Here is a 26,209-nt window from a genome sequence, read left to right as displayed (position 1 = left end):
GTTATTGGCAGGCTTCGCAATCGGGGTCCAGAATCGAACAGACTTTAGGTTCGTCAATCTTTACCGCATTGAGCGCACCGTCTGCGATGGTGGATTTTTCCGCATTGCTTGCACCAAGGCTTCGCAGGTAATACGTGGTTTTCAGGCCGCGCAGCCAGGCTTGTTTATAGAGCTCATCCAGCTTTTTACCAGAGGGCTTCGCCATGTAAATGTTAAGCGATTGCGCCTGGTCAATCCACTTCTGTCGGCGGGAAGCGGCTTCCACAAGCCACATGGGGTCAATCTCAAAAGACGTGGCAAAGCGCGTCTTGAGGTGCGCCGGAATGCGGCTGATGGGCTGCACACTGCCGTTGTAGTACTTAAGGTCATTAACTATCACGGCATCCCAGAGGTTCAACGCCTTGAGTTCGGCCACCAGATACGGATTGACAACGGTGAATTCGCCCGAAAGGTTCGATTTCACATACAGGTTCTGGTAGGTCGGCTCAATGGATTGCGACACGCCGCAAATGTTGGAAATGGTCGCCGTAGGCGCGATGGCCATGACATTGGAGTTACGCATGCCCTGGGTACGCACTTTCACGCGCAGAGGCTCCCAGTCGAGGCGTTGCGTACGGTCCTGTTCCAGATTTTTGCCGCGAGTCTGCTGGAGCAGATTGATAGAATCAATCGGCAGAATCCCCTTGCTCCAGAGCGAGCCTTCAAAGCTTGGATAGCTGCCGCGCTCACGGGCGAGATCGCAGGAGGCTTCAATCGCGTAATAGCTGACAAGCTCCATGGACGCATCGGCAAATTCCACGGCTTCTTTGGAAGCGTAGTCCATGCCCATTTTGTAGAGCGCATCCTGAAAGCCCATAATGCCAAGCCCAACCGGACGGTGACGCAGGTTGGAATTGCGTGCGGCGGCAACGGCATAGAAGTTAATGTCAATGACGTTATCCAGCATGCGCACGGCAGTAGTGACGGTCTGGCGCAGTTTTTCACGGTCCAGTTTGCCGTTGATGATGTGCGCCGGCAGGTTGATGCTGCCAAGGTTGCACACCGCTATTTCTTCGGCAGAGGTGTTGAGTGTAATTTCTGTACACAGGTTGGAACTGTGCACCACACCTGCATGCTGCTGCGGGGAGCGCAGGTTGCACGGGTCTTTGAAGGTCAGCCAGGGGTGGCCGGTTTCAAAGAGCATCGATAGCATGCGCCGCCATAATTTAAGCGCAGATACCGTTTTGCAGTTAGTGATTTTACCCTCGCGTGCCTCTTCTTCATACTGTGTGTACAGTGTGGAGAAGGCTTTGCCATAGGCATCGTGCAGGCCCTTGACATCATCCGGCGAAAACAGTGTCCACTCGCCATCCTGCTGTACGCGCTCCATGAACAAATCGGGTATCCAGAGAGCGGTGTTCATATCATGCGTACGGCGGCGATCGTCACCGGTATTTTTGCGAAGTTCAAGAAACTCTTCCACATCAAGGTGCCAGCACTCAAGATACGCGCAGACCGCACCCTTGCGTTTTCCGCCCTGGTTCACGGCAACCGCGGTGGCATCGGCGACATTCAGGAAGGGAACAACACCCTGCGATTTGCCGTTGGTGCCGCGAATGGGTGAACCCATGGCGCGTACCGGCGTCCAGTCATTGCCAAGGCCGCCTGCAAACTTCGAGAGGAGAGCGTTGTTTTTGATGGCCTCGTAGATGGCCTCAAGGCTGTCTTCTTCTACAGTCGTCAGGTAGCAGCTTGATAACTGTGAAAACACCGTGCCCGCGTTAAAGAGCGTTGGCGTGGATGCCATGTAGTCAAAGGAAGAAAGGCGATTATAAAAGAGAATGGCCTGTTCTTCTTTGGCCTGCTCGCGCAGGGCAAGCCCCATCGCAACCCGCATGAACATGGTTTGCGGAAGCTCATAGCGTACGCCGTTGTCATGGATAAAATAACGATCGTAAAGCGTTTGCAGTCCGAGATACGTAAACTGCATATCACGTTCAGGTACGAGTGCGCGCGCCAGAGCGTCAAGGTCAAAGTCTATCAGTTTGGGGTCGAGCATGCCGAGGTTGATGCCATGAGCAATGTAGGCTTTGAAATACACGGGATAGAGATCGCGCATTTCATCAAACGTAGCCTCTTCACGCAGCCCAAGGTGTCCAAGCGCTTCAGCACGCAGGCTGTCGAGCAGCAGGCGGGCACTGACAAACGAGTAGTTAGGCTCGGTTTCCACCAGTGCGCGGGCTGCCATGATAAGGGCCTTGTGCACATCAGAAAGTTTTGCCTGGTTATAAAGATTGCGCAGCGCATCGGTAATCACCGGTTCCGCCTGTACGCCCTCCAGGTCGTGGCAGGCTTCTGCAACGATGGTTTCCACACGCTGTAAATCCAGCGGCTTCAATTTGCCATTGGGCATGGTGATGAGTGGAACCCGGCTGTCGGCTGCCTGTGCGGCCAGCTCGCTTTCGCGCGCCTTGCGGTGCTCTTCGCGATACAGTACATAGGAGCGCGCAACCTTATGCGCGCCACTGCGCATGAGCGCAAGCTCGACCTGGTCTTGAATATCCTCGATGTGAATCGTGCCGCCTTCCGGCATGCGTCGCTTAAACGCGTCAGTTATCTGGCGGGTGATCAGGTTCACCTGGTCGTGGATACGGTTAGAGGCCGCGGCACTGCCGCCTTCAACCGCAATAAAGGCTTTGGTGATGGCTACACGAATTTTATTATCATCGTAATGCGTAACCTTGCCATTGCGCTTGATGGTTTTCAGAAGGCCAGGCGTTGTCGTGCTGAGTTCCATCTGGCTGGTTTTCGGTACATCCCGTACTGGTTCAATAATCTCTGACATTTTTCCTCCGCAGTGAGAAATAAATATCCGCCACTCATAAAAGTATAGTAAAAAAGGACGGGGCTTACAAACCTTGAAACCCAATATGTTGTGTCACATTGGGCGTGTATTAACAAGATAATGTGTTTATGCATCGAGATCAAGGTAAAACTATGGGAGTATGCTGTGGATAAAGTGTGAGTAACCATTCACCACAACCTGCACTCCAATCTGACCTTTCCTCTAAGCATTCAAAATGTGGTGAATAGATACCAATGTGGAAAGCTAACGATGACTTATCAACAGGGCATCACTGACATTCGCAAACCCATGAACTGAAAGGCGAAAGTCACCCACGCGCGCACTGAGCTGGCTTGAGCTGCCACCATCAAGATTCAGTGCATCCATGCAGTGAAGGGGGGATTTTCGCAGGCGCTGAGCGAGTTCGGTAGTAGTTAGCGGGGTATTGTCAGTGACCACCAGAATCACGCGCCCGTCACGCGGAATACAAAGTGCTGTACGTTCCGCACGCCCCGGTCGAAGCGGCGGAATTTGTCCGTTGACAAGCAGGCGCGGCCCGCTCTGGATGGCAAAGTCCATGCCTGAGGTGCGGTGGAAATGGCGCGGACTTTCAATGCGTGCGCGTTTTCCATCCGTAAAAAAGACACCCCACCAGCTGACATTTTTCAGTGGCGAGAGCAGTTGATGGTTTGACAGGCGCAACCCCAATGGGCGGTAATTTTTGTCGAAAAAGCCACCATTACTGGCGATAAGTGCGTTGCTGTTTGCTGCGAGTTCATGGACGGAAGCGTGCGGCTTGCCGAGGCTTTGTGCGAGCATCGTTGAAAAACGGTAATTTTTAAGGTCGACCCGAAATGCGTGTATATGCGACCATGGGGTCAGTCCGTTATCCTGAAGATCCGTATACTCCATGCCGCTGCCAACCGACCGCCAGGGGTTCGCCTCTGCCGGGGTGCCCGCCAGTATCAGGGCGAGCAGGAGAGCCGCAAGAGGCGCGGATAAAAAAGGACGTTGAATGGTTTGCCTTGGCATCGTTAATCTTGTATCCTGGCAGGCATGTTTCTGAGGCATGGCAGTCATTTATGGAAAATACCAACAGAGCCCATTCAAAGTCAACCGAAGATATGCTTTCCATCCTTGAGGATGTGCTGGCGCGCGCAAAAGCGCGTGGGGCGAGTGATGCCAGCGTGAGTGTGCACGATGACTGCGGTTTTTCAGTCGATGTGCGCATGGGAGAGGTGGAAACCGTAGCATTTAACGAAGACCGCGGTATCAGCCTGACGGCCTATGTCGGGCATCGCAAGGGAACGGCGAGCAGCACCGACCTCGACAGCCGCGGAATTGACGTTCTCGTGGAAGCGGCGATGGGGATTGCTTCTGTCAGTGCGGCCGACCCCTGTTTTGGTCTGCCCGAGCCGCATCTGATGCAGAAGGAATGGCAGGACCTCGATTTATACCATCCCTGGTCGCTTACGCCCGCGGAGGCCATTGAATACGCACGTGACTGTGAATCCAAAGCCTTAAGCCAGGATGCGCGAATTTTTAATTCTGATGGCGTGCATCTTTCGACCGGAGGCGGGATAAGCGGTTTTGCCAATACGGCCGGAGGCCGCGGAGTCCTTCGTTTTACCCGTCACAGTCTGAGCTGCTCGCTGCTGGCGCGCGAAGGGGACAGTGTACAAAGAGATTATGCCTATACGACTGCACGCCATCCAGGCGACATGCGAAGCCTTGAAACGGTGGCCCTGGAAGCGGCTTCACGCACGACAGCGCGCCTTGGAGCCCGCCAGATTGGCACGCGCATGGCACCGGTACTGTTTGCACCCCGTATATCGGGGGGGCTGCTCTCAAGCTTCATTAACGCCATCAGCGGCAGTACACTGTATCGAAAAAATTCGTTTTTGCAGCATGCGCTCGACACAAGGGTGTTTCCGGCAGGGGTTATCATCCATGAACAACCGGCACTTTTGCGCGGGCTTGGCAGCTCACCTTTTGACGACGAAGGAGTACCAACGCGCGCCAACCGCTTTGTCGAAGATGGCATTCTGCGCCTCTTTGCCCTTGGCAGTTATTCTGCCCGTAAAATGAACCTGCAGACCACCGCGAATGCAGGGGGCGTGCACAACCTGACTGCTGACGGTGGTGAGTATGATCTTAATGCGCTCGTAAAGCGCATGGGAACTGGTCTGCTGGTAACGGAGCTGATGGGCAGTGGCGTGAATATTCTTACCGGTGATTATTCGCGGGGTGCCGGTGGATTCTGGGTGGAAAACGGTGAAATCGCTTACCCAGTCGAGCAAATCACCATCGCCGGGAACCTGCGCGAGATGTTTCTCGGAATAGAAGCGATTGGTAACGATATTAACCCTGACAGCTCCACACGCTGTGGTTCAGTGCTGATTAACCGCATGACGGTAGCCGGACACGGATGAGCGCAGTCCGGGCGTATGCCCGGACAAGCCCTAAACGCTGGTGCGGAAAATTACGCCGCCAGGCTTTTAACGCGGGCACTCAGTCGATCTTTGATGCGTGCGGCTTTATTCTTGTGAATCAGGCCTTTGCCCGCAGCTTTATCAATGATAGGTTGTGCTTTGGCGAAAGCAGCGCGTGCAGCTTCGACATCGCCGGTTTCAACAGCTTTCAGCACGTTTTTAACATAGGTGCGGTACATTGAACGCGCGCTGGCGTTTTGTTGGCGCAGTTTGATGTTTTGACGTGCGCGTTTGATAGCGGATTTAATATTTGCCACGTAAGTCTCCGTTCATCCAGACATAAAAGTGCCTAATCTTGCACAATGCGCCGGATTTTGTCAATATACGAAATCGCCCAATACCCGGGCTGCACGCATTTTACAATGAGTCAGGCCACGCATGTCTGCAATAGAACCCATGATTGAGAAGCGCCAGAGTCTGCTGCGTTCCACAAGCCTTGTGTCCCTGATGACACTCCTCTCCCGTGTGCTCGGGTTTGTCCGTGACATGGTGCTCGCCGGTCTTTTTGGCGCCGAAGCCGGGATGGATGCTTTTATTGTCGCCTTTCGTATCCCGAATTTCATGCGCCGCCTGTTTGCCGAGGGCGCCTTTTCCCAGGCTTTTGTGCCGGTGCTTGCCGAGTATCAAAAGCTCCGCTCTGCGGACGATGTCCGTACCTTTGTGGCGCGAATCTTTGGGTGCCTTGGTGCCGTGCTGTCCCTCGTCACGGTTATTGGCGTGCTCGCGAGCCCCGTAATTATTTTTCTCTTCGCACCAGGATTTGAGAACGATGCCGGTCGCGCAACGCTTGCTTCAAGCATGCTGCGCATTACCTTTCCCTATTTAATGCTGATTTCGCTCACCGCGATGATGGGGGCGGTGCTGAATACGTGGGGATATTTTGGCGTGCCGGCCTTTACGCCTGCACTGCTTAACGTGAGCATGATTGGTGCGGCTCTCTGGCTCGCGCCGTGGTGCTCGCCACCTGTGCGTGCATTGGCGTGGGGCGTATTGATAGCCGGTATTGCACAGCTTCTTTTTCAGATTCCCTTTCTTTTAAAGCAGCGCTTGCTGCCGCGGCCTGAAGTCCACTGGCGAGACCCGGGCGTCAGGCGGGTGTTAAAGCTCATGGTGCCGGCACTTTTTGGTGTGTCGATTGCCCAGCTTAATCTGATGGTAGACAGCATTTTTGCCTCGTTTCTGCAGATTGGCAGCGTTTCATGGCTCTACTATACCGACAGGGTCACCGATTTTCCGCTCGGCGTTTTTGGCGTTGCCATCGCAACCGTTATTCTGCCGCACCTTTCGCGTAAAAACGCGGAACAAAACCGTGAACAGTTTTCTCGGGCGCTTGACTGGGGCATGCGCCTGCTGCTCCTGATTGGCCTGCCTTCAGCCATTGGTCTGACACTTTTTTCCATGCCGATGGTGGCAGGCTTTTTTGCCTATGGCGCCTTTAACACCGTTGATGTGCTGCAAACGCAGAAAAGCACCATCGCCTTGTCAGTAGGCATACCGGCATTCATGATGGTAAAAGTCCTCGCGTCGGGTTTTTACGCCTGCCAGGATATCCGCACGCCGGTAAAGGTGGGTATCTGGGCGATGGTAGTCAATACGATTTTATGCGCGCTGCTCGTTGGTTTTTTACAGCATGCGGGGCTGGCGCTTGCCTCAGCGCTCGCGGGCTATGTGAACTGTGTGTGCCTGCTCGTACTCTTGAAGCGGCGTAAAATTTACCAGCCGATGCCCGGATGGGGGCGTTTTCTGCTGCAGCTTTTGAGTGGGGCGCTGGTACTTTGTGCCTGGCTCTGGTTCAGAGTGGGGGACGTTTCGCAGTGGGTGTCGATGCACATGGGGCATCGGCTGTTCATGCTGGTTGCCGACATTGCAGCAGGCGCGCTGCTCTATCTTGCCACGCTGTGGCTGATGGGCATGCGTCCCGCGCAGTTTCGCGGACAGGTCAGGGAGTCTTAACGTGGATGCCGCTCTTTTTTATGAAACACATGCTTCTGGCGCACTGCCGGTGGAACTCGTCAATAAAGTGCAGTGGGAGGCCCTGCGTGCGACTTTGCCGCAGTCTGTACAAAATCATCTGAAGGCAAGTCAATTTGAGGCAGGCGTTGGCGAGCTTGGGCGCATACCGGACGAAAACGGCATGACCGTGCGTTATTTGCTTGGAACGGGCGACCAGGATGACATCGCACTGGCAATGGCCTATATGGCGAGCCGGCTGCCGCCTGAGAGCGTGGTTCAGGTAACAACGGCCCTTGGGCAACGTGAACAGATCATCTGGGCACTCGCGCAATACCGCTTTGATGCCTATAAGGCACAAACCGCAAAACCCCGAAAACTCGTGGTGGATGCAGACATGCTGCCCGAGGTGCTGAGGGAAGTGCAGGCAATTTTTCTGGTACGAGACCTTATCAACCGACCCACCAATGCCTGTGGCCCGTCAGAGCTTTCAGACGTGCTGAAAGAGCTTGCAGCAACCCACGGCGGTCTTTTTGAAGAATGGGTGGGGGAAGCGCTGCTCGATGCCAATTTTCCGGCCATTCATGCCGTTGGGCGTGCTGCGGCTGATGCGCCGCGCCTTTTATCGCTCACGTGGGGTGAGGTGCACCATCCGCGCGTGGTGCTGGTGGGCAAAGGCGTTTGCTTTGACAGTGGCGGCCTTGATATCAAGCCATCCTCAGCCATGCGCCTCATGAAGAAAGACATGGGAGGGGCGGCGCACGCCATGGGGCTTGCCGCGTGGATAATGGCCTCCAGACTCCCGGTGCGCCTGCATGTTCTGGTGCCGGCCGTTGAAAACGCCATCAGCGCAAACGCGTATCGGCCGGGTGATGTGATTCGCATGCGAAACGGCCTCACTGTTGAAATCGATAATACCGATGCTGAGGGGCGTCTGGTGCTCGCCGATGCCTTAAGTTTTGGGTGCGAGCAGGAGGCGGCACTCATCGTAGATTTTGCCACCCTGACGGGAGCGGCACGTGTGGCAGTGGGTACCGAAATCGCGGCGTTTTTTTGCAATGACGAGATGCTGGCGGCAGATTTGTCGCGGGCTTCTGCAGACGCTGAAGACCCCCTCTGGCGCCTGCCGCTCTTTGCCCCCTACAAAAGCCTGCTGGATTCAAGTATTGCCGATATGGTGAATTCAGGCGCCTCTCCCTACGCCGGCGCTATTACCGCGGCGCTCTTCATGGAACGTTTTGTGAAAAAACGCACTCCCTGGGTGCATTTTGACGTTATGGCCTGGAATGTCACCAATAAGCCCGGCAAACCCGAAGGCGGTGAAGCAATGGGTATTAGGGCCGTTGCTCAATATCTTAAGCAACGCTTTAACGGCCAGGATCAATGCCCTTTGTAGCGGGTAATTTAATTGCCTTGCCCAAGTGTTCACTGCATCGGTAACGCGCAGAACGTCTGCGTTACCGAAAGCTTCGCCTTTATACAGGGATAGATGCACATGTGTGCGTGTCTTTTTGAATTAATTCGTTAACTGTATCAATCCATAAAGGGCACATCGTGAAAACCTGTAGGCCTGGCTGAGCGCAGCGAAGCCCGGCATCGGAGTTGCTCAGTGTTCCAAGTCACACTTAAAAGGCTGATGCATCGTCAAGGTCAATATTATGCCATTTTGCATATGAATAAAGAGTGATGATTTGCCATGCTGGTGTCTTCCAACGCAAGCGGGAATCCGTTTATCAAACAAAGTAACGAATTAACCCCATGAATGGATCCCCTGCGCGGGGAGGACGCAATTGCATACCAAAGTGAAAATTTAATGTTCTTATGATGATTGAATGCTAATGCGCCGAATTAACGGCGCATCGTTGAGAGTGTGTGATGTCAGTTATCCTCAAATTCCCATGCCTCGATTCGATGATTGCTGGTCTGGACTATTGTCACTGGCTTGTTCGCTGGCTTGTTTAGCAGGTTCGTCAGTGGATACGGCAGCGGGTTGGACAACGGGTTGGACAACGGGTTGATCATCGAGTTGATCATCGAGTTGATCATTGAGTTGATCATCGGGTTGATCATTGAGTTGGTCATCGGGTTGATCATTGAGTTGGTCATCGGGTTGGTCATCGGGTTGGTCATCGGGTTGGGCATCGGGTTGGTCATCGGGTTGGGCATCGGGTTGGGCAGGATTAATATGGCTAACGCCCAATCCATTATTTATTATTGCGTTCGAGCTCAATGCATTATCATCGCGTCCAAATAAACCACGAAAGAATTGTCCTATTCCGGCTCCCAGGTCCGTGCTGTCAGATATTGCTTTTTTAATATTCTCAAATATCGCATCGGCATTGATAAATCCAACGAATCCCCCTCCTATGGCAGAAACCACTGCAACTAAGGGGATAAACGCTATTGCGGGAGGGAAGAAAAAACCAACTATCGCGCAAATTGATGTGAATAATGCAGAAGCCATTATCGCACCATACAGTGTGCCTAAAATTGAAATGCCCGCCTCCTTAAGAAATTTCTTCCATGGGGGGTCGAATAAAGAGCCATCAATTTCGCTGGTTTCAATATTAGGATTATCTGTTTCATACAGGTAATCATGTCTTTGTACGCTCGTATCTGCCGTTTCAAGAGCTTCCTCAGTATCTTCATCTTTGCGGTTATTATCAGACATGGTAAGTCTCCTTATATTCGGTAAGTATAGTATACGTATCTGTATATTAAGAATACATTACGTGCATAATATCTTTGGAGTGCATCGATAAGTACAGGACAAAAAACGCATAATGTATCGGAAATGTTGCCGTGCTCGTCTGCGTTAGCGCGTTCTTTGCATCATGGGGAGGATAGACACCCCTTTCCATGTGTCTTTTGTATACTGTTGATCGGGTTTTCAGAATAAAAAAAACCCCCGACGTATCGGGGGAAGTGTGGAGACAAAGCGGAATCAGTCGCGGCCTGAGAACGCGCTTAAGAGATTCAAAAGGCTCACAAAGAGGTTATAGATTGAGGCGAACAGGGTCACCGTAGCAGCAATGTAATTGGTTTCACCGCCATGGATGATGGCACTGGTCTGAAATAGAATGACCCCGGATGAGAGCAGTACGAAAGCCGCGGAAATTGCGAGCTGCAATGCCGGAATCTGGAAGAATACACCGGCAATCATGGCCAGGAGTGCTACCATCATTCCTACAAACAGAAATCCGCCGAGGAAGCTGAAATCTTTGCGGGTGGTGAGCGCATAGGCTGAAAGCGCAAAGAAAATAACACCTGTGCCACCAAGAGCGGTACCAATGAGCTGGTGACCGTTGGAAAAAGCACCTGCGTACAGGTTAAGTACTGGTCCGAGGGTATAGCCAAGAAATCCCGTGAACGCAAAAACTGCTGCCAGTCCCCAGGCGCTGTTTTGCAAAGCGCTCGTGAGAAACATTAAACCGTAAACACCGACAATCATGAGCAGCGGGTTCATCGGGCGCACGTTCAGGCTGAACGCAACCCAGGCCATCAGGGCGCTGAAAAGGAAGGTCATGCCAAGCAACAGATAAGTGTTACGCAACACCTTGTTGGTGGCAAGGATGGATTCCTGGCCGCGGGTTAAAACGGATACGTCATTTCTGTTCATGGAAGACTCCGGTTTTACATAAATTCAATATAGCACAATATTAACGGTAATGCCGTGCAGGGTTTTCAGTGTATCGTCTCCTGTATCGGCTGACAAGACAGGCCGCAGGCAGTATTTTCAGTGAAACATGCATTCCGCGTACCAGGCTTTGGTATGCGCAAGTCTGCTTTAAGCCGGCATCTTTATTTCATAGAGTATAAGAGACTGACAATTGGTTCATGGTTATCACATGCTACACTTTAAAATGACTGCACTGAATGCGTATACTCAAACGGTCGTTGGACGTTGATTGAGGCCGGGATGCGCCTGACGGGGGAGGGAGCCGTCCACCCGCGTATATGCGTTGATTTTGCCGGGAGATTAAATGCTTGACACCTATGAGGGGCTCGCGCAGACGGGCGTTTCCATCCAAAGGGGCGCAAATCGTAATTTCCCCGAAAGACTGAATGGGTTGATTGTCCGTTATAACGCAATTGCGTCTGCTGAAAAAGTGGCACAGTTTCATGGTCTGATGGATATCCTGACCCTGACACGCGGTTTTGATGCCGAGCGGAATGCATCAGGCGCAAACGTCTCAGACGGGGAAGCCGCCTGGGATGTCTGGTATCGGGAAACTTTCACGCCGCAGTTTTATTCAAGACTGCGCGAGGCAGGTGTCGCTTATCCTTCTGAATGGTCGGCAATTTTTCGCGAGATGGCGTTGTTTTCTGAGGCTGCGCACCTTCCAGATGTGGCTTATTTGCTTGCCAGAGTTCATACGCTCATGCCGGCGAGCCCTGCACTGTCAGCCGTCCTGCGCAGCTTTGTTGCGATGGAGTCGAAATGGCCAGAGGCGGTAATGGTGCAGCGCTTTTTTCTGCTGCGCGAGACCCGTCAGCGTCTGCGAGAGACACTGCTTTCAGCATCCTGCACACCAGCGCATCACACCTTTATCGAGACACTCCTTGAAGCGTTATCGGCGCGATTCCTTCAAATTGCCCAAAAAATCCCGCTGCGTGAAGAGTTCGAGCCACCCTCGCATCCCTTCGCTCTTTCAGTGGCGCACGCAGCGCCGGAAAAGTTATGGGAGGCGGCGCGTTCATTGTACGAAGCTCCTGACACGCGAGCGGCTGGCGAGGCTTTTCTCGCGGTTATCGCGCCTGAGGCAACGCATGAACGCCTTACGGTAGAATGCCATGACGGGCACAAGACACTTACGCTTGTTGATAATGGGGCTGCCTTTATATTTACAATTGGCGCGGGCATTCATCCGTATCGCGGGCTTCCTGACCGCCTGCGCGCCGGTGGTCAGGAAGCGCTTTTTGCCAGCGAGCTTTTCAGCGGCAATCGATGGATAGACGGAGAGCACTGGACCTTTGCCCTTTCCTGGCATCCGGCTACAAAACCGCTGCAAAGCCCCGTGGAACTTAAGCTTCGCCTGTTCTCAGGAATAGAAATCCACGAGCAGCTGATTGCGGCAGCGCGCGTGGCGACAGCTGCAAATATTGTGATTCCGTTTGCAGATACGGCACTTTTTGAAATGACCTCCAATGGTCGGATTATCATGGTTCGCCCACATGCGCTGCGCGCCATTGACGGGACGCTGAACAATACTCTGACCGGCATGCACGGGGTGGTGCATCTGCCGCCAGAGTGGCAGGTTGAAAGTACGCGTGTAACGCTCGATAGCCTGCATGGGTGGTGGCTCGGCATCAGCATGCACGCCTGGCTGACAGGTACGCCTGCCGCCGCGTTTTGTGGCCCGCAGCCGGATAAGCTGTCGCCTTTCAGTGCTTACAACGATGAACTCCCCGAAATCCTGGAAGACATTTTGTCAGAGAATCCTGAGCACCGTCTGACACTCAAGGGCATTCAGGGTGAACTGAGGAAGCTCGGGCATGGTCTGCGAGAGGCGTCTTCGCCGTTTCATTATCGTCCAGAAGCATACCTTTATGCATTGAATCAGCTTGAAGGCCTGACACAGACCTCTTCTCACCCGGTGCTTATTGAATCGATTGCAGCGATACGTGCGCTTTTTGAGAACCATACGCAGGATTTAGGGCATCTCAAAGAGATACTCGAGCACGCCGCCAGGGAAACCGGGAGGGTTGAGCTTTCAGAAACCGCGGATGCGGTGCGCCGCTGTGATTTTCGCCAAAGTATTCAGGCGCGCTGGCCAAATCCACTGGCTCGCCTCTATGAGTCGCATCAATGCATCACCCTCCTGACCAATCCTACCAGGGCCATGATGAAGGCAGTCGCTGCCGTATCGCAGGGGATGCTGGTAACCTTAAGGTGGCTCAAGGCCAGTAAATCTTTCAAGCATGTGCAGGAGTATCTTAAATTACTGAGTCCACCACAGACGGAGCCCATTCGTTTCGGAGCTTTCAGGGAGCAGGTTTCCTGGAAAAAATTTGAGCGGCTCCTTGAGGATAATGCACCGGAAAGTCTTGTCTATATCATGCACGCACATTTTGTGTTTGCACGGCATTTTTTGCGAAGCCTGCCGCGCGAAACTCCATTTCCTGTAATACGCGAGCCCGAGGCAAGGTTTGCGAAAGTCGCTGCTAAATACCGCAAGGGTTTGTATCGCGAAAGACTCTTAAGTCTTTTTGAAAGCAAAGAGGTGGGCCGGTTTGCAGACTGGCTCAGTCAACGATGTGAATACTCAGAAATAATGACGGCAGAGCCCGCTCGCGGGCGGGCTGGTGTTTCGATGAGAGAAGCCACAACCCGCATGGGCATCATGATGGACTATCAGTCTGAATACGCAGAGCATTTGCCAGGACTGGATGTGGCGTGGGAACCCGATGTACTGAACCAGGGCGCCGATATCCGCTCTGACTGGGTTCGTTTTCTTACCTATAGCGATGCCGTGTACGTTTCGGGGCCTTCGAGCATGCTCTACATGCTGTTGGGCCTCATGGAAATCCATGCAAACTTTGAAACGCTTGCCCAAAAGCAGCATTATCTCGCGACAGTTTGTGGATATCTGGTATCAGGTGGTCTGCACAGCCTGCATGAAGCGCTGGCACCGGCAGAATACCTTTTTGGACTTGTGCCGGGCTATCCCGTGTATATTCCAGGTGGGCGCGCGCCTCAGATACCCCCGGCGTTTCAGGTGTTCTGGCAGCAACAGATGCACATCGACCCTGAAATGCACCTGCGTTATGAAGCGGGATGGTCAGAGCTGCTGAGACAGTACCGTGAACACCAGCACGCACATCTGCATTATCCGCCAGAGCGCGATGATGCGATGATGATTCTGAGTCGCATCCTCACTAATACGGTGCCTGATTCGAAACGCCCCGGATACAGGGAGCGTTTTTCCAGAGCAGTGACCGATGCGACACTTTTGTGCCTGCAGGCATTGAACGTTTTTAGCATGGATAGTCCGTGTTTTTTCACCCCACAGACACCCTCACTCTCACACATTGCCTCACTCCTTCAGCTTCCGGCAAAAGTCTGTCGACAGGAAACGCTGGCAGAAGCCGCCGGTGCAGTCGGCGCATGGTTTGAGAATGAGGCCATCAGTGTGCTTGAGAGGATGTTTATCGGGCATTTATTAGACATCCTCAAACGATGTCCTGTGGTTGTTGAGGCCTTGAATCGGCAATCGACAAGTCTGACGTTGATGCTTGTTAGAGAGCAGCACTATTCTCTGGAGGAGGCTGCTGATTTCTGCGAAGATGCGATACTCTTTTTCCGGGCGTTCATGCCGGCTTTTTCAAAGGCTGAAGCACAGAAGGTATCATTATCGAGTTAGTGAGGAGCAGATTTATGGCGCGTGTCGCGGTGATACAATTGTGTGCATCTGCAGACATTGTCGAAAATTTAAGACAGATTGAAAGCCTGTGCGAGCGCGCAAAAGCACAGGGTGCGAGTCTCGTGGCGTTGCCTGAAAACTGTGCGTTTATGGGGGCTTCGGAGCGTGCGAAACTCGCGCTTTCAGAAGCATTCGGTGAAGGGCCCCTTCAAGAGGCCATCGCTGCCATGGCGCGGCGTTTTGGGCTTTGGATAGTCGCGGGAACACTGCCGCTTAAAGGTTCTGGAGAGCGGGTGCGTGCCAGCAGTCTGGTGTTTGATGAGCACGGAAAATGTGCGGCGCGCTATGACAAAATTCATCTTTTCGATGTGCGTGTATCGGAAAAGGAAGCACATGAAGAATCGCGCACCATTGAACCTGGCGATAAACTGGTGGTGGTGGATACGCCTGCAGGTCGCCTCGGGTTAAGTGTGTGTTATGATGTGCGTTTTCCAGAATTGTACCGGGCACTCGCTTTAAAGGGTGCTGAACTTTTTACCATGGTTTCAGCCTTTACCCGAACCACCGGGGCGGCACACTGGGACGTGCTTTTGCGCGCCCGCGCAATTGAGAACCAGTGTTTTGTGCTCGCGCCAAATCAGTGCGGTCAGCACGCTTCAGGGCGCGAAACCTGGGGGCACAGCAGGATAATTAATCCCTGGGGGGAGGTTATCGCGCAGCTTGACGAGGAAGAAGGGGCCGTGTCCGCCGACATTGATTTGCACGCATTAAAGGCGCTCAGGCGCACGTTTCCGGTGGCATCGCACCGGGTTTTGCAGACGGATTTACCCATTGTGGAGCATAAAGCTTATGAATAAGGCACTCTCTATCGCCAGAACAGCGCTTCTGGAACCGGCCTCACTTGATGAAATGGCGATTGAAAAGCTGCTGTCAAGCCTGCTCAGCCATCAGGTGGACGATGCCGATTTGTATTTTCAGGGAATCACCTCTGAATCCTGGTATCTTGAGGATTCGGAAGTCAAAAGTGGCAGTTTTAATGCGGCTACCGGTGTGGGCGTGCGCGCGGTCAGCGGCGATAAAACCGGCTATGCCTACTGTGACGGCATCTGGCTGCCCACGCTTGAACAGGCGGCAACTGCTGCGCGCTCGATTGCGCATGCGGGGCAGTCAATAACCCGTCGCGTAAGCGCGGGCCTTGAACCGCGTTTGCTTTATCCAGCGTTAAATCCGCTCGACTCCATGCAAAAAGCGGAAAAAATCGCTCTACTGGAAGCCATTGATCGCGAAGCACGCGGGATGGACCCGCGGGTGGTCCAGGTGAACGCCTCTCTCACGGCAAGCCATGAGGTAGTGCTGGTGGCGGGCCTTCATGGGAATATGGTGGCGGACGTGAGGCCGCTTGTCAGTGTGCACATTACGGTTGTGGTGGAGCATCAGGGACGGCGCGAATCCGCGCGCTCCGGCGGAGGCGGGCGCAATGCATACGCCATCCTTACAGAAAACGACACAGCCCTGGGTTTTGCCCGTGAAGCGGTACGGGAAGCGCTCACTAACCTCGATGCGGTGGCCGCACCGGCAGGTACCATGCCAGTGGTGCTTGGACCAGGCTGGCCCGGCGTGCTGCTGCATGAAGCCGTGGGGCATGGTCTGGAGGGAGACTTTAACCGCAAGGGGCTTTCAGCCTTTAGCGGACGCATTGGTGAACAGGTTGCTGCCAAAGGCGTGACGGTGGTGGATGATGGTACGCTCACGAACCGTCGCGGGTCGCTCAACATGGATGACGAGGGCACGCCTACGCAGTGCACTACGCTGATACAGGATGGCATTCTGGTGGGGTACATGCAGGACCGCCTGAACGCCCGCCTCATGGGCATGCAGCCAACGGGTAACTGCCGGCGCGAATCTTATGCTCACACGCCGATGCCCCGCATGACCAATACCTACATGCTGGCAGGTCAGTATGCACCTGAAGAAATCATCCGCTCGGTCAAGCGCGGCCTCTATGCCGCTAATTTTAGCGGTGGTCAGGTCGATATCACATCCGGTCAGTTCGTATTCACGGCCAGTGAAGCCTGGCTCATTGAAGACGGCAAAGTCACGCGGCCGGTGAAAGGAGCCACCCTGATTGGCAATGGTCCGCAGGTCATGCAAAAAATCAGCATGATTGGTAACGACCTCGCGCTTGACAGCGGTATCGGTGTCTGCGGTAAGGATGGCCAGTCTGTTCCGGTGGGAGTCGGGCAGCCCACACTTAAAATTGATGCCCTGACAGTTGGGGGAACGGAAACCGGTTAAAAAGGCTTTAGCAGATGTGCCACACCCCGCTTGCAATGGCGGGGTGTGGCATAAGACCATTGCCATATGGGCTCACAGTATCGGGAACGCAGACGGGCACGTAAAGGTACGCGCTCTTGTGCCCGTCTGCGTTACCGAAATCTTTGCTTCAATGCCGGATAGTTGTACCTTTGTACGTGTCTTTAAAAAAATATCCGGTACACAGCGCATCCCTGTTGAATATTGTCTAATAATCTTCCGCTGTGTACGGGACATTTTTTCCGCGCCGGGGGATTCACGTGTATTTTTGTACCGTGACCAGGATGAATCGTTCCATGCGTTGGCTCCATGCCACATCCCGAATGGCTCCCCGCCTGCGCGGGGAAGACAGTGTGGGAGAGATTTTGGCCTCTGCACACACCCCGAATCCTGTCATTCCCGCGCAGGCGGGAAGCCATCCATGTGCCGGCACGGGGCTAACTCCAGCATGAGCTCTGGGAAGACAACCCTGTTGAATATTTTCCCATAATCTTCCGTTAATTTTTGTCGTATACACTCTGGTTAACAGCCCTTGAAGGAAAATGCCTAATGTCACAATCACAAACAAACGTAATCAATGACTTTCGCGATGCTTTAGACAGGTTTCAAATTCAGGTTGCCGCGTATCAGCTTCAAAAAACATCTGAAGACTGTGAGATAATACGGGATAGATTAAAGTTAATTGATGCGCGTTTCGGATACGGGTCCATGGTTAGAGAGTTGAATAAAACACCCGGTTTTAACTACAACCATACAATGGCTTCCATCATAGAGGCATTTACTCGCTCTGGAAGCCGCATGGATAGATACTCTACCGTTGACACACTTAATGCCTTTTTGAGCGATCCAGAGCTTGTTGAGGTCGTTCGTTCCTTCCAAAATACTCAATCGCAAGATGCTGGCATTGACTATTCCAGGTTTAACGAAGTTGCACAGAAATATGATATTAAATGCGAACTCAAACATACTGGTAACTGTATTAATTTTGCCATATTCGTTGATGGCCATCCTTTATACCTTAAAGTTACCAAAAAACTGGGGCGTGTGAGCCGTGCTGCCCTTCACTATTTGAGCGAGACCTCTGAAGCGCCCCATCTTTTTCCACAAAAAGTCGGTGAAAGAATATGTATGGGGGAAAAAGATGGCGGGTACGATGCAGTCAGCGTGTTCGAGCCGGTTGAAGGTGATGTATTTTCGCTGGGTGAAAGACTGACTCCTGAAGAACGTGCAGAAAAAGGGCCTGCAATTTTTGTCCAGATGACGGAGATTTTTCAACGGTTTCGTCGCTTGGACATTACCATGGGAGATGGTAAAGGTTCCAACTGGGGTGTGGACGTAAACGGCCAGTTACGCATCATAGATTCGAAATCAATCTGCTATCTTGATGATATTAAAAGTTCTCGAGATGAGCCTAACGGTAGCAGAGATTTTGACGCCGAGGATGCTAATCTCTTCAACAGACGCGTTAAATTGCAGGGGCAGGCGTTAAGCACGAGAGAACAAAAAGTAATGACCCATTTTTTGGGCATGAACATGGCCATGTTTATTCTTGGGTTAACAGAACAAAGTATACAGACGGAGTTTACTGAGCTCGCAGAACAATCGGGGGGGAAAGTGCCTGAATTCCAGGCTTATCTCAGAGAAAAACTGTCGGGAATCAGAGAAGGTTCACCCCTTTATTCGCAATCACAACTTGCATTGGAACTTTTGCAGGATGATAAGAACCTCGATTTTGCACTCGAAAGACTCAAAGGATTACAGCCCGCTCTTGAGAGCGCAGGCAATGCTGGCCCATCCTCATCCTCTTCGCTGCCAAGCACCTCAATATCCACGCAAGTCCAATACACTGCGGACGAGGAATTGCCAGATTATATGGAGCTTTTAAGGGTTATTTCAGCCATTTACGAACGCATGCAGGCGTTGAGTGGAACAAACCAGAGTTCTGTTGCAGCAGGTTCGAGCCATTCAGTAATGCACCCATCAGCTGATAAAATTCAGGGTTCGCCTGCACAGGAGCGATTGGTCGCCGAAGTTCAGGGCAACCCCGCTCCCAAACAATCGGGCGGCGTGCATTATGGCTTCACCGTAGCCGCTGGAACAGCCGGTTTCATCGGTGTTGGGTTGGTGACCCTCGGACTTCTTGCCATTTTTCCACCGGCAGGTGTAGGTTTTGCGGGCGTCATCGGGATTATTGCCGCTGCCGCCGTGATTGGTGGCGTGGTTGGTACGGCTGCAGGATGGGTGGTTGACCGGGAGCGTGATGAGAATGTTCGCCATGAAAGGGGTTCACAGAGAACCACCGGTGAAAGCCCGGTAACAGTACCTGCACCTGATTCAAAAAAAGGAATTGTTTTCCCTTCGCCCATTGGAGAAGTAAACCGGGCAAACTCTCAAGAGCCTGTTACAGACAGCGCGCATCAACCACCATCGCCGACTCGAAACTAAAGGCGACACTTACAGCCGCTTGTCTGCCATAAAGCGAATCTCCTCCTTCAACGCCGACACCTGCGCTTTCAGCAGGTGGTTTTTTCCGGCGTTAAGGCGCGCCTGCTCAAGCTGGCGCATGGCATCTCGGTGGCGGCCCTGCAGCAGCAGGCAGCGGGCGCGGGTGAAATAGGCAAGGCCCTCGAAATGCGCGCGCGCCTGAGCACGCGAGAGGGCTTCGCACAGCGGCAGGTCTTTGGGGAATATCCTTGAAGCCTTAAGATAAGCGCTCGAGGCTTCGAGATTTTTCCCGGCAGCGGCAAGTCCCTCGGCATAGGCCATCATTACGGCATAATTATTGGGAAAGTTGACCGTGGCCTCCTGCAGGCGCGTCAGTGCCGGGGCAAACTGATGCAGGCCCTCTTCGGCTTCTGCCGTGCTTAAAAGCGGGTAGAGGTTATTGGGATTGGCGGCAAGCAAGGGGCGCAGTCTGTCGAGCGCTTCCTGATAGCGGCTGGCCTGCAGCAGGGCGATGGCATGGCCGTACTGGCATGCTGCAGACGGAATTTTGGCATTACAGCGTCCCTGATAAAAATCAAGGAGACGCTTGGTGTCGCCCGAAGTCAGTACGCGAATGTATTCGCGAAAGAACGCGTAATCCGGCGAGTCGCCAACTCCGTTTCCCGTGCTTTTTCGGATGCGGTCTTCTGCTTCGGCAATACGGTCTTCGTCAAGCGGGTGGGTTCTTAAAATGGCGGGGATGTTGTCGGTATAGTAATAGCGCGAATTCTCCTGCATTTTTTTGAAAAAACGTACCATGCCGCGCGGGTCAAAGCCGGCACGCGTCAGCATGTCAATGCCAATCCGGTCGGCTTCTTTCTCGCTTGAACGGGTGAAATTGACATTATCCTGAGCAAATCCCGTGAGGGAAGCCATCATTGCGCCACTGGCGAGTGTGGGGTTAATGGCGCCAAGTGCGGCGGCGGCGAGCAGTGAGGCGAGCATGGGGACGCGCATCTGTTTCTGATGCTCAAAGCTTCGATAGAGGTGATGCTGGCGGACGTGCGCGATTTCGTGTGCCATGACCGATGCCAGCTCACTTTCATTTTCGGTCGCAAGAATCAGTTGCGTATTAATGCCGATATGGCCGCCAGGTCCCGCAAAGGCGTTGATTTCATTGGATTTTACGATAAAAAATGATGGTACTGTCGTGTGCCCCTGACGGGCAAGGCGCTGACCCAGCTGGTTCAGGTACTGGCGTGCGAGCGGAGCGCGTTCAACGGCATCCGACTGGTTGATTTGTTCCACAAACTGTTTTTCAAGCTCTTCCAGTTCTTCGTTGGAATAGGCGGAAAACGCGAACAGGCGCGAGCAGAAGGTAAAGAGCAGTAACCCGGTAACACAGGATTTCAACCACTTATTTGCAAACACGCCCTACTCCGAAATTGAATAATTTGTTATCATGCACGCATTTATGCTGAGCGATTGATACATGCACGAACAATATCTGCTGGCGGCCCTTGAGCAAGCCTGGCTGGGTCGTGGCCGCTGTGCCCCAAACCCTGCCGTAGGCGCTGTGGCTGTAGCCAATGGCCATATCCTTGCTAAAGCCTTCCATCCAGGCGCCGGACAGGCGCATGCAGAAGTGTTATTGTTAGCACAATTTCCCTCGGGAACGCCAGAGGTCACGGTCTATGTGACCCTTGAGCCGTGTAACCACTGGGGTAAAACGCCCCCCTGCGTCGATGCGCTGATTCGACACGGGGTTTCCCGCGTGGTGTATGGGTACCGTGACCCGCATCCGCTGGTGGCGCACCACAATACCCCGGAGCTGCTAAGCGCGGCTGGCATCGAGGTTATATTCTGCCCGTTGCCCGAGATTGACGAATTTTACACCAGTTACTGCCATTGGGTACAGTCCGGTCTGCCTCGTGTGACCGTAAAAACAGCACAAACGTTTGACGGGCGCATTGCAGGGCACGGCGGCAAAGCCATTCATATCACCAATGATTCCACTGACCGCTTTACCCACACGCAGCGGTTATACGCTGATGTCATTTTGAGCACGGCGCGCACCATTGCCACTGATAACCCGGCCCTGAACGCGCGACTGGATGGCCGCATACACGGTCGTCCGGTCGCCATACTTGACAGCCAGGGTACAATGTCTGTGAATGCGCGCCTGCTTGAAACTGCATCGCATGTGTATCTTTTTCATCGAAAAGACGCGTGCGTGCCAGCGCATCCACGCATTTCAGCGTATCCGGTACCAGGTGAGGGAGAGTTCCTTGACCTTCGCGCCGTGTTCGCCAAGCTCGGGGAGCTTGGGTTTCAGGATGTCTGGGTAGAAGCAGGCGCTACGCTGTTTGCGAGCCTGCACCGTGAGGCGCTTGTGGCTCGCACCTACCTTATTCTGGTGCCGCGGGTTTTAGGGGAAAGTGCAGTTGCCGCTTTTACTGACGCGGATATTTTTGCGCGCCCGCATACGGTTTCCTGGCAGGAATCGGGCAACAATATGATAGCATGCTTCGACTGGCAGGAGGGCTGATGTTTACAGGTCTTGTGGAAGGGCGCGGTGAAGTGGTTTTTAACAGCCCTGTTGACGGCGGGCATCGCCTTGGCATTGTGCCGCAGGTTGATATGCCGCTGGTACTTGGCGAGAGTATTGCCGTCAATGGCGTGTGCCTGACACTCGCAGCATATGAGGGACGTGTGCTTTACTTTGATTTGGCACCTGAAACCCTGCGCGCCACAACGCTCGAAACGTATGAGCCTGGTTTTCATGTGAATCTGGAGCGGGCCATGTCGACAGAAGGGCGATTTGGCGGTCATATGGTCACGGGGCATGTAGATACAACGGCCAGGGTTCTAGACATGCGTGCTGAGGGAGAGAGTCGATGGATGCGCCTTGGCCATTTTGGCGTGGCGCCTGCGGCTTTTCTGGTGCCAAAGGGCAGCCTTACGGTCGATGGTGTCAGCCTTACGATTCAGTCTGCCGATGTGCACACTGCAGAGTTTGCGCTCATACCGCATACGCTTGCCGTGACCACGCTTTCGCGCCTTCAGGAAGGTTCGCGTGTAAACATTGAATTTGACTATATCTGCCGTATTGTGGCTCACCAGCTTCAATGGGCGAGGCAATTGAATACTGAGGTTTGTGCATGAAGAAAAACCCGTTTATGGCCGTAGAAACGGCACTGGAAACGCTGCGTGCCGGTAACATGGTTATCCTTGTCGATGATGAAAACCGAGAAAATGAGGGTGATCTTGTCATCGCGGCTGACCGGGTTACGCCTGAAGCCATCACGTTTATGGCGCGAAAGGCCTGCGGGCTCATTTGCCTCTCAATGGCACCTGAAATGACCGACCGCCTTGGTTTGACGATGATGGCGTCTCGCAACCGCTCACCGTACGGCACGGCCTTTACCGTGTCCATTGAAGCGGCAAGCGGCGTATCAACGGGCATTTCCGCGGCTGACCGCGCGCGCACGGTACAGGTGGCCGTTGACCCGGCGAGCACGCACCTTGACCTTATTTCGCCCGGTCATATTTTTCCACTGCGCGCCTGCGCACGCGGTGTGTTCGAGCGTCAGGGGCAAACCGAGGGCAGTGTTGATCTTGCGCGTCTGGCAGGTCTGACGCCGGCGGCGGTTATCTGCGAAATCATGAATGAAGATGGCAGCATGAGCCGTTTCGAACAGCTCATGCAATTTTCAAAAAAGCATAAAATACCCCTCGTGAGTGTGCGTGATGTTGCTGATTACCGTGTTCGTCACGAAACGCTGATAGAAGCCGTTGCCAGCGTGCACATGCCACTTGCCCGTCACGGGGATTTTACCATGACGCTTTTTGCCAATCAGATAGATAATGCTGAACATTTTGTGCTGACGCGGCCTACTGTCAATGCCGATGAACCGCCACTGGTGCGCATTCATTCCGAATGCCTGACAGGCGACATGCTCGGTTCATCGCGCTGCGACTGCGGTGCGCAGCTTGAACAGTCGCTCGAGCGCATCAACCGCGAGGGAGGAGCGCTGATTTATCTTCGCCAGGAAGGCCGCGGCATTGGGCTTGCCAACAAACTCAAAGCCTATGCGTTGCAGGAAAAGGGGCTTGATACGGTCGATGCGAATCTGCACCTTGGATTGCCGGTTGATAACCGCGAGTATGCGATTGCTTACCAAATCCTCAAGCATCTTGGAATTGACACCCTGCGCCTCATCACCAACAATCCCAAAAAAGTGGAAGCGCTGGAGCATTTTGGCCTGAAAGTCAGCAAGCGCGTTTCCCTCCCGGTGCACCTTACCCCTGAAAACAGCGGGTACCTTAAAACCAAACAACAGAAAATGGGCCACTTGCTGGCTTTGGAGCCCAAGCCATGACGAATTATCTTTTCATTACCGGCGGTGTGGTTTCATCCCTTGGAAAAGGGATTGCCGCAGCATCGCTTGCTGCCATTCTTGAGGCACGCGGTCTCAGGGTCACGCTGGTCAAGCTTGACCCCTATATCAACGTAGACCCGGGCACCATGAGTCCGTTTCAACACGGAGAAGTGTTCGTAACCCAGGATGGCGCAGAAACCGACCTTGATCTTGGGCATTATGAGCGCTTTGTGCGTACCGTGATGAGCAAGCGCAATAATTTCACCTCCGGGCGCATCTATGAAAATGTGATTCATAAAGAGCGTCGCGGCGATTATCTCGGCACAACCGTGCAGGTGATTCCGCACATCACCAACGAAATCAAGCGGTGCATCAAACTGGGCGCGGAAGGATATGATGTCGCAATGATTGAAATTGGCGGCACGGTAGGGGACATTGAATCGCTGCCGTTTCTTGAAGCCATCCGTCAGATGCGCATGGAGCTTGGTGCACAGCGTACCCTCTTTATCCACCTGACGCTGGTGCCCTATATCGCCACGTCCGGTGAAACCAAAACCAAACCCACCCAGCACTCGGTGAAGGAGCTGCGCTCAATTGGTATTCAGCCGGATATCCTGATTTGCCGTTCAGAAAAACCGCTGACAGATGCTGACCGCGCCAAAATCGCGCTCTATACCAACGTCGAGAAAGAAGGCGTGATTACGCTGCAGGACGCCAAATCCATTTATCAAATCCCGATGATTCTGCATGACCAGGGGCTTGATGAAATCGTGGTGCGCAAGATGGGGCTGACCATCCGGCCTGCTGATTTGCATGAATGGCAACAGGTGGTTGAAAAGCAGGCGATACAGACAGCCACCGTTAAAGTAGCGATGGTGGGTAAATATACCGAATTGAATGACGCGTACAAGTCCATCAATGAGGCGCTTCTGCATGCCGGTATTCACACTGAAACACGTGTAGAAATCGTCTATATCGATGCCGAGCTGATTGAACAGCACGGTACGCAGGTGTTAAGCACGGTTGACGCCATTCTAGTGCCCGGCGGCTTTGGAGAGCGCGGCGTAGAGGGTAAAATCGCGGCCATTGGATATGCGCGCGAGCAGGGTGTACCCTTTCTTGGCATCTGTCTTGGCATGCAGACGGCGGTTATTGAATTTGCCCGTAATGTACTGCACCTTAAGGGCGCGAACTCTTCGGAATTTGATAAACAGACGGTTTATCCGGTGGTGGGCCTTGTCACAGAATGGCAGGAAGAGGGCGGCACGCGACAGACGCGCGATGAATCCGCAAACCTTGGCGGCACCATGCGGCTTGGCGCGCAGCGTTGCCAGCTTGCCCCTGATACCCTTGCACGAAAGGTTTATGGGGATGCGGAAATTATTGAGCGTCATCGTCACCGTTATGAAGTGAATAACCAGTATGTGGAAGCGCTGGTTGAGGCTGGTCTGGTCGTGTCCGGGCGTTCAGCTGATGGCTCGCTCGTTGAAATGGTTGAACTCCCGAACCATCCCTGGTTTCTCGCCTGTCAGTTCCACCCGGAATTCACCTCCACCCCAAGGGATGGACATCCGCTCTTTACAGCGTTTGTTCTTGCGGCACGCACCTTTCACCAGTCAGGTAAAAAAGCATGAAACTCTGTGGATTTGAGGTTGGGCTTAATGCGCCCCTTTTTGTGATTGCAGGTCCGTGTGTGATTGAAAGCGAGACACTGGCGCTTGAAACGGCCGGAACATTGCGTGACATCTGCCGGGAACTTGAGATTCCGTTTATTTATAAATCGTCCTTTGACAAGGCAAACCGTTCTTCTCAGAGCAGCTTCAGGGGGCCAGGCCTTGAGAAGGGGCTGCAGATTCTTGAAAAAGTCCGCCGGGAAGTGGGGGTTTCGGTTTTGACGGATGTGCATGAAGACACCCCTCTGCCAGAAGTCGCGAGTGTTGTAGATGTGCTGCAGACCCCGGCGTTTTTATGCCGCCAGACCAACTTTATTAACCGTGTGGCGGCCCTGCAAAAGCCTGTTAACATCAAAAAAGGGCAGTTCCTGGCGCCATGGGAAATGCAGCACGTTGTCGCCAAAGCTCGAGCCACGGGAAATGAACACATCATGGTGTGCGAGCGTGGGGTAAGTTTTGGCTACAATAACCTTGTTTCTGACATGCGCTCGCTTGCCATCATGCGCGATACCGGGTGTCCGGTTGTCTATGACGCCACCCATTCCGTGCAGCTTCCGGGGGGGAATAATGGTGTCTCTGGCGGGCAGCGGGAATTTGTACCGGTACTGGCACGTGCCGCGGTCGCGGCGGGCATTTCCGGCATTTTTATGGAGACCCATCCGAATCCTGATAAAGCGTTGAGCGATGGCCCTAACAGCTGGCCGCTTGACCGCATGCGCGAGCTTTTGGAAACGCTTAAAGAACTCGATGCCGTATTTAAGCGGCGCGGGGAGCTGTAGGCGCTTTG

18 protein-coding genes are annotated in these 26,209 nt (G+C 53.4%); 12 read left to right on the top strand and 6 right to left on the bottom strand.

The genetic code is table 11. The annotated features are described in order from the left end of the window. Position 1: 1 nt before the first annotated feature. Positions 2 to 2,824 (bottom strand): ribonucleoside-diphosphate reductase subunit alpha, encoded by a 2,823-nt coding sequence (locus tag E4T54_RS02955; protein WP_028386955.1) that lies wholly within the window; start codon positions 2,822 to 2,824, stop codon positions 2 to 4. A 264-nt stretch (positions 2,825 to 3,088) separates the two neighbouring features. Continuing rightward, positions 3,089 to 3,856: a phosphodiester glycosidase family protein gene (locus E4T54_RS02950; protein ID WP_028386956.1), complete on the bottom strand. Its 768-nt coding sequence runs from the start codon at positions 3,854 to 3,856 to the stop codon at positions 3,089 to 3,091. A 50-nt stretch (positions 3,857 to 3,906) separates the two neighbouring features. On the opposite strand from E4T54_RS02950, the gene pmbA reads away from it, so the two are divergent. Then, positions 3,907 to 5,256: a metalloprotease PmbA gene (pmbA, locus tag E4T54_RS02945; protein WP_028386957.1), complete on the top strand. Its 1,350-nt coding sequence runs from the start codon at positions 3,907 to 3,909 to the stop codon at positions 5,254 to 5,256. Between the two features lie 50 nt (positions 5,257 to 5,306). Here the strand turns inward: pmbA and rpsT are convergent, their stop codons facing one another. Beyond that, on the bottom strand, positions 5,307 to 5,573 hold the full coding sequence (rpsT, locus tag E4T54_RS02940) for a 30S ribosomal protein S20 (protein ID WP_028386958.1): 267 nt from the start codon (positions 5,571 to 5,573) through the stop codon (positions 5,307 to 5,309). 121 nt (positions 5,574 to 5,694) lie between these two features. Here rpsT and murJ point away from each other — a divergent pair, with 121 nt between their 5' ends. Further along, positions 5,695 to 7,269 (top strand): murein biosynthesis integral membrane protein MurJ, encoded by a 1,575-nt coding sequence (gene murJ, locus E4T54_RS02935; RefSeq protein WP_028386959.1) that lies wholly within the window; start codon positions 5,695 to 5,697, stop codon positions 7,267 to 7,269. Between the two features lies 1 nt (position 7,270). Then, a complete protein-coding gene (locus tag E4T54_RS02930; protein ID WP_028386960.1) occupies positions 7,271 to 8,662 on the top strand; it encodes a leucyl aminopeptidase family protein in 1,392 nt (463 codons plus the stop codon). 492 nt (positions 8,663 to 9,154) lie between these two features. On the opposite strand, the gene E4T54_RS02925 is transcribed toward E4T54_RS02930, so the two are convergent. Continuing rightward, positions 9,155 to 9,937 carry a phage holin family protein gene (locus tag E4T54_RS02925; protein ID WP_028386961.1) on the bottom strand — a complete coding sequence of 261 codons (783 nt, stop codon included), beginning with the start codon at positions 9,935 to 9,937 and terminating at the stop codon, positions 9,155 to 9,157. A gap of 273 nt (positions 9,938 to 10,210) precedes the next feature. Beyond that, positions 10,211 to 10,885, bottom strand: coding sequence for a Bax inhibitor-1/YccA family protein (locus E4T54_RS02920; RefSeq protein ID WP_028386962.1), 675 nt, complete (start codon positions 10,883 to 10,885; stop codon positions 10,211 to 10,213). A gap of 364 nt (positions 10,886 to 11,249) precedes the next feature. Here E4T54_RS02920 and E4T54_RS02915 point away from each other — a divergent pair, with 364 nt between their 5' ends. The 4 genes from E4T54_RS02915 to E4T54_RS02900 all read left to right on the top strand — a co-directional run bounded on the left by E4T54_RS02915 (position 11,250) and on the right by E4T54_RS02900 (position 19,388). After that, positions 11,250 to 14,630: a hypothetical protein gene (locus E4T54_RS02915; protein ID WP_028386963.1), complete on the top strand. Its 3,381-nt coding sequence runs from the start codon at positions 11,250 to 11,252 to the stop codon at positions 14,628 to 14,630. Positions 14,631 to 14,644: 14 nt separating this feature from the next. Then, a complete protein-coding gene (locus E4T54_RS02910) occupies positions 14,645 to 15,487 on the top strand; it encodes a carbon-nitrogen hydrolase family protein (RefSeq protein WP_051550989.1) in 843 nt (280 codons plus the stop codon). Continuing rightward, positions 15,480 to 16,925, top strand: coding sequence for a metalloprotease TldD (tldD, locus tag E4T54_RS02905; protein WP_028386964.1), 1,446 nt, complete (start codon positions 15,480 to 15,482; stop codon positions 16,923 to 16,925). The genes E4T54_RS02910 and tldD overlap by 8 nt, the downstream gene beginning before the upstream one ends. 567 nt (positions 16,926 to 17,492) lie before the next feature. Further along, positions 17,493 to 19,388, top strand: coding sequence for a hypothetical protein (locus tag E4T54_RS02900; RefSeq protein WP_028386965.1), 1,896 nt, complete (start codon positions 17,493 to 17,495; stop codon positions 19,386 to 19,388). Between the two features lie 9 nt (positions 19,389 to 19,397). Here E4T54_RS02900 and E4T54_RS02895 read toward each other — a convergent pair whose 3' ends face one another. Further along, positions 19,398 to 20,756 carry a M48 family metalloprotease gene (locus tag E4T54_RS02895; protein ID WP_425452054.1) on the bottom strand — a complete coding sequence of 453 codons (1,359 nt, stop codon included), beginning with the start codon at positions 20,754 to 20,756 and terminating at the stop codon, positions 19,398 to 19,400. 103 nt (positions 20,757 to 20,859) lie between these two features. On the opposite strand from E4T54_RS02895, the gene ribD reads away from it, so the two are divergent. From ribD to kdsA, 5 genes are read left to right on the top strand one after another with little or no spacing between them, the layout of a single operon-like run. Continuing rightward, the gene (ribD, locus tag E4T54_RS02890) at positions 20,860 to 21,915 is read left to right on the top strand and encodes a bifunctional diaminohydroxyphosphoribosylaminopyrimidine deaminase/5-amino-6-(5-phosphoribosylamino)uracil reductase RibD (RefSeq protein ID WP_028386967.1); all 1,056 of its coding nucleotides are present in this window, start codon (positions 20,860 to 20,862) and stop codon (positions 21,913 to 21,915) included. Next, positions 21,915 to 22,532, top strand: a complete 618-nt coding sequence (locus E4T54_RS02885; RefSeq protein WP_028386968.1) for a riboflavin synthase — start codon at positions 21,915 to 21,917, stop codon at positions 22,530 to 22,532. Before ribD ends, E4T54_RS02885 begins: the two co-directional genes overlap by 1 nt. Then, positions 22,529 to 23,749 (top strand): bifunctional 3,4-dihydroxy-2-butanone-4-phosphate synthase/GTP cyclohydrolase II, encoded by a 1,221-nt coding sequence (locus tag E4T54_RS02880; RefSeq protein ID WP_028386969.1) that lies wholly within the window; start codon positions 22,529 to 22,531, stop codon positions 23,747 to 23,749. Before E4T54_RS02885 ends, E4T54_RS02880 begins: the two co-directional genes overlap by 4 nt. Continuing rightward, on the top strand, positions 23,746 to 25,383 hold the full coding sequence (locus tag E4T54_RS02875) for a CTP synthase (RefSeq protein WP_028386970.1): 1,638 nt from the start codon (positions 23,746 to 23,748) through the stop codon (positions 25,381 to 25,383). The genes E4T54_RS02880 and E4T54_RS02875 overlap by 4 nt, the downstream gene beginning before the upstream one ends. Further along, positions 25,380 to 26,201: a 3-deoxy-8-phosphooctulonate synthase gene (kdsA, locus tag E4T54_RS02870; RefSeq protein ID WP_028386971.1), complete on the top strand. Its 822-nt coding sequence runs from the start codon at positions 25,380 to 25,382 to the stop codon at positions 26,199 to 26,201. Before E4T54_RS02875 ends, kdsA begins: the two co-directional genes overlap by 4 nt. Positions 26,202 to 26,209 lie beyond the last annotated feature (8 nt).

Source organism: Legionella geestiana, assembly GCF_004571195.1.
In the GTDB taxonomy this organism is placed as follows: Bacteria; Pseudomonadota; Gammaproteobacteria; order Legionellales; family Legionellaceae; genus Legionella_B; species Legionella_B geestiana.
Note: the sequence above shows the minus strand (reverse complement) of the source record. Positions and strands in the feature narration are given on the sequence as shown.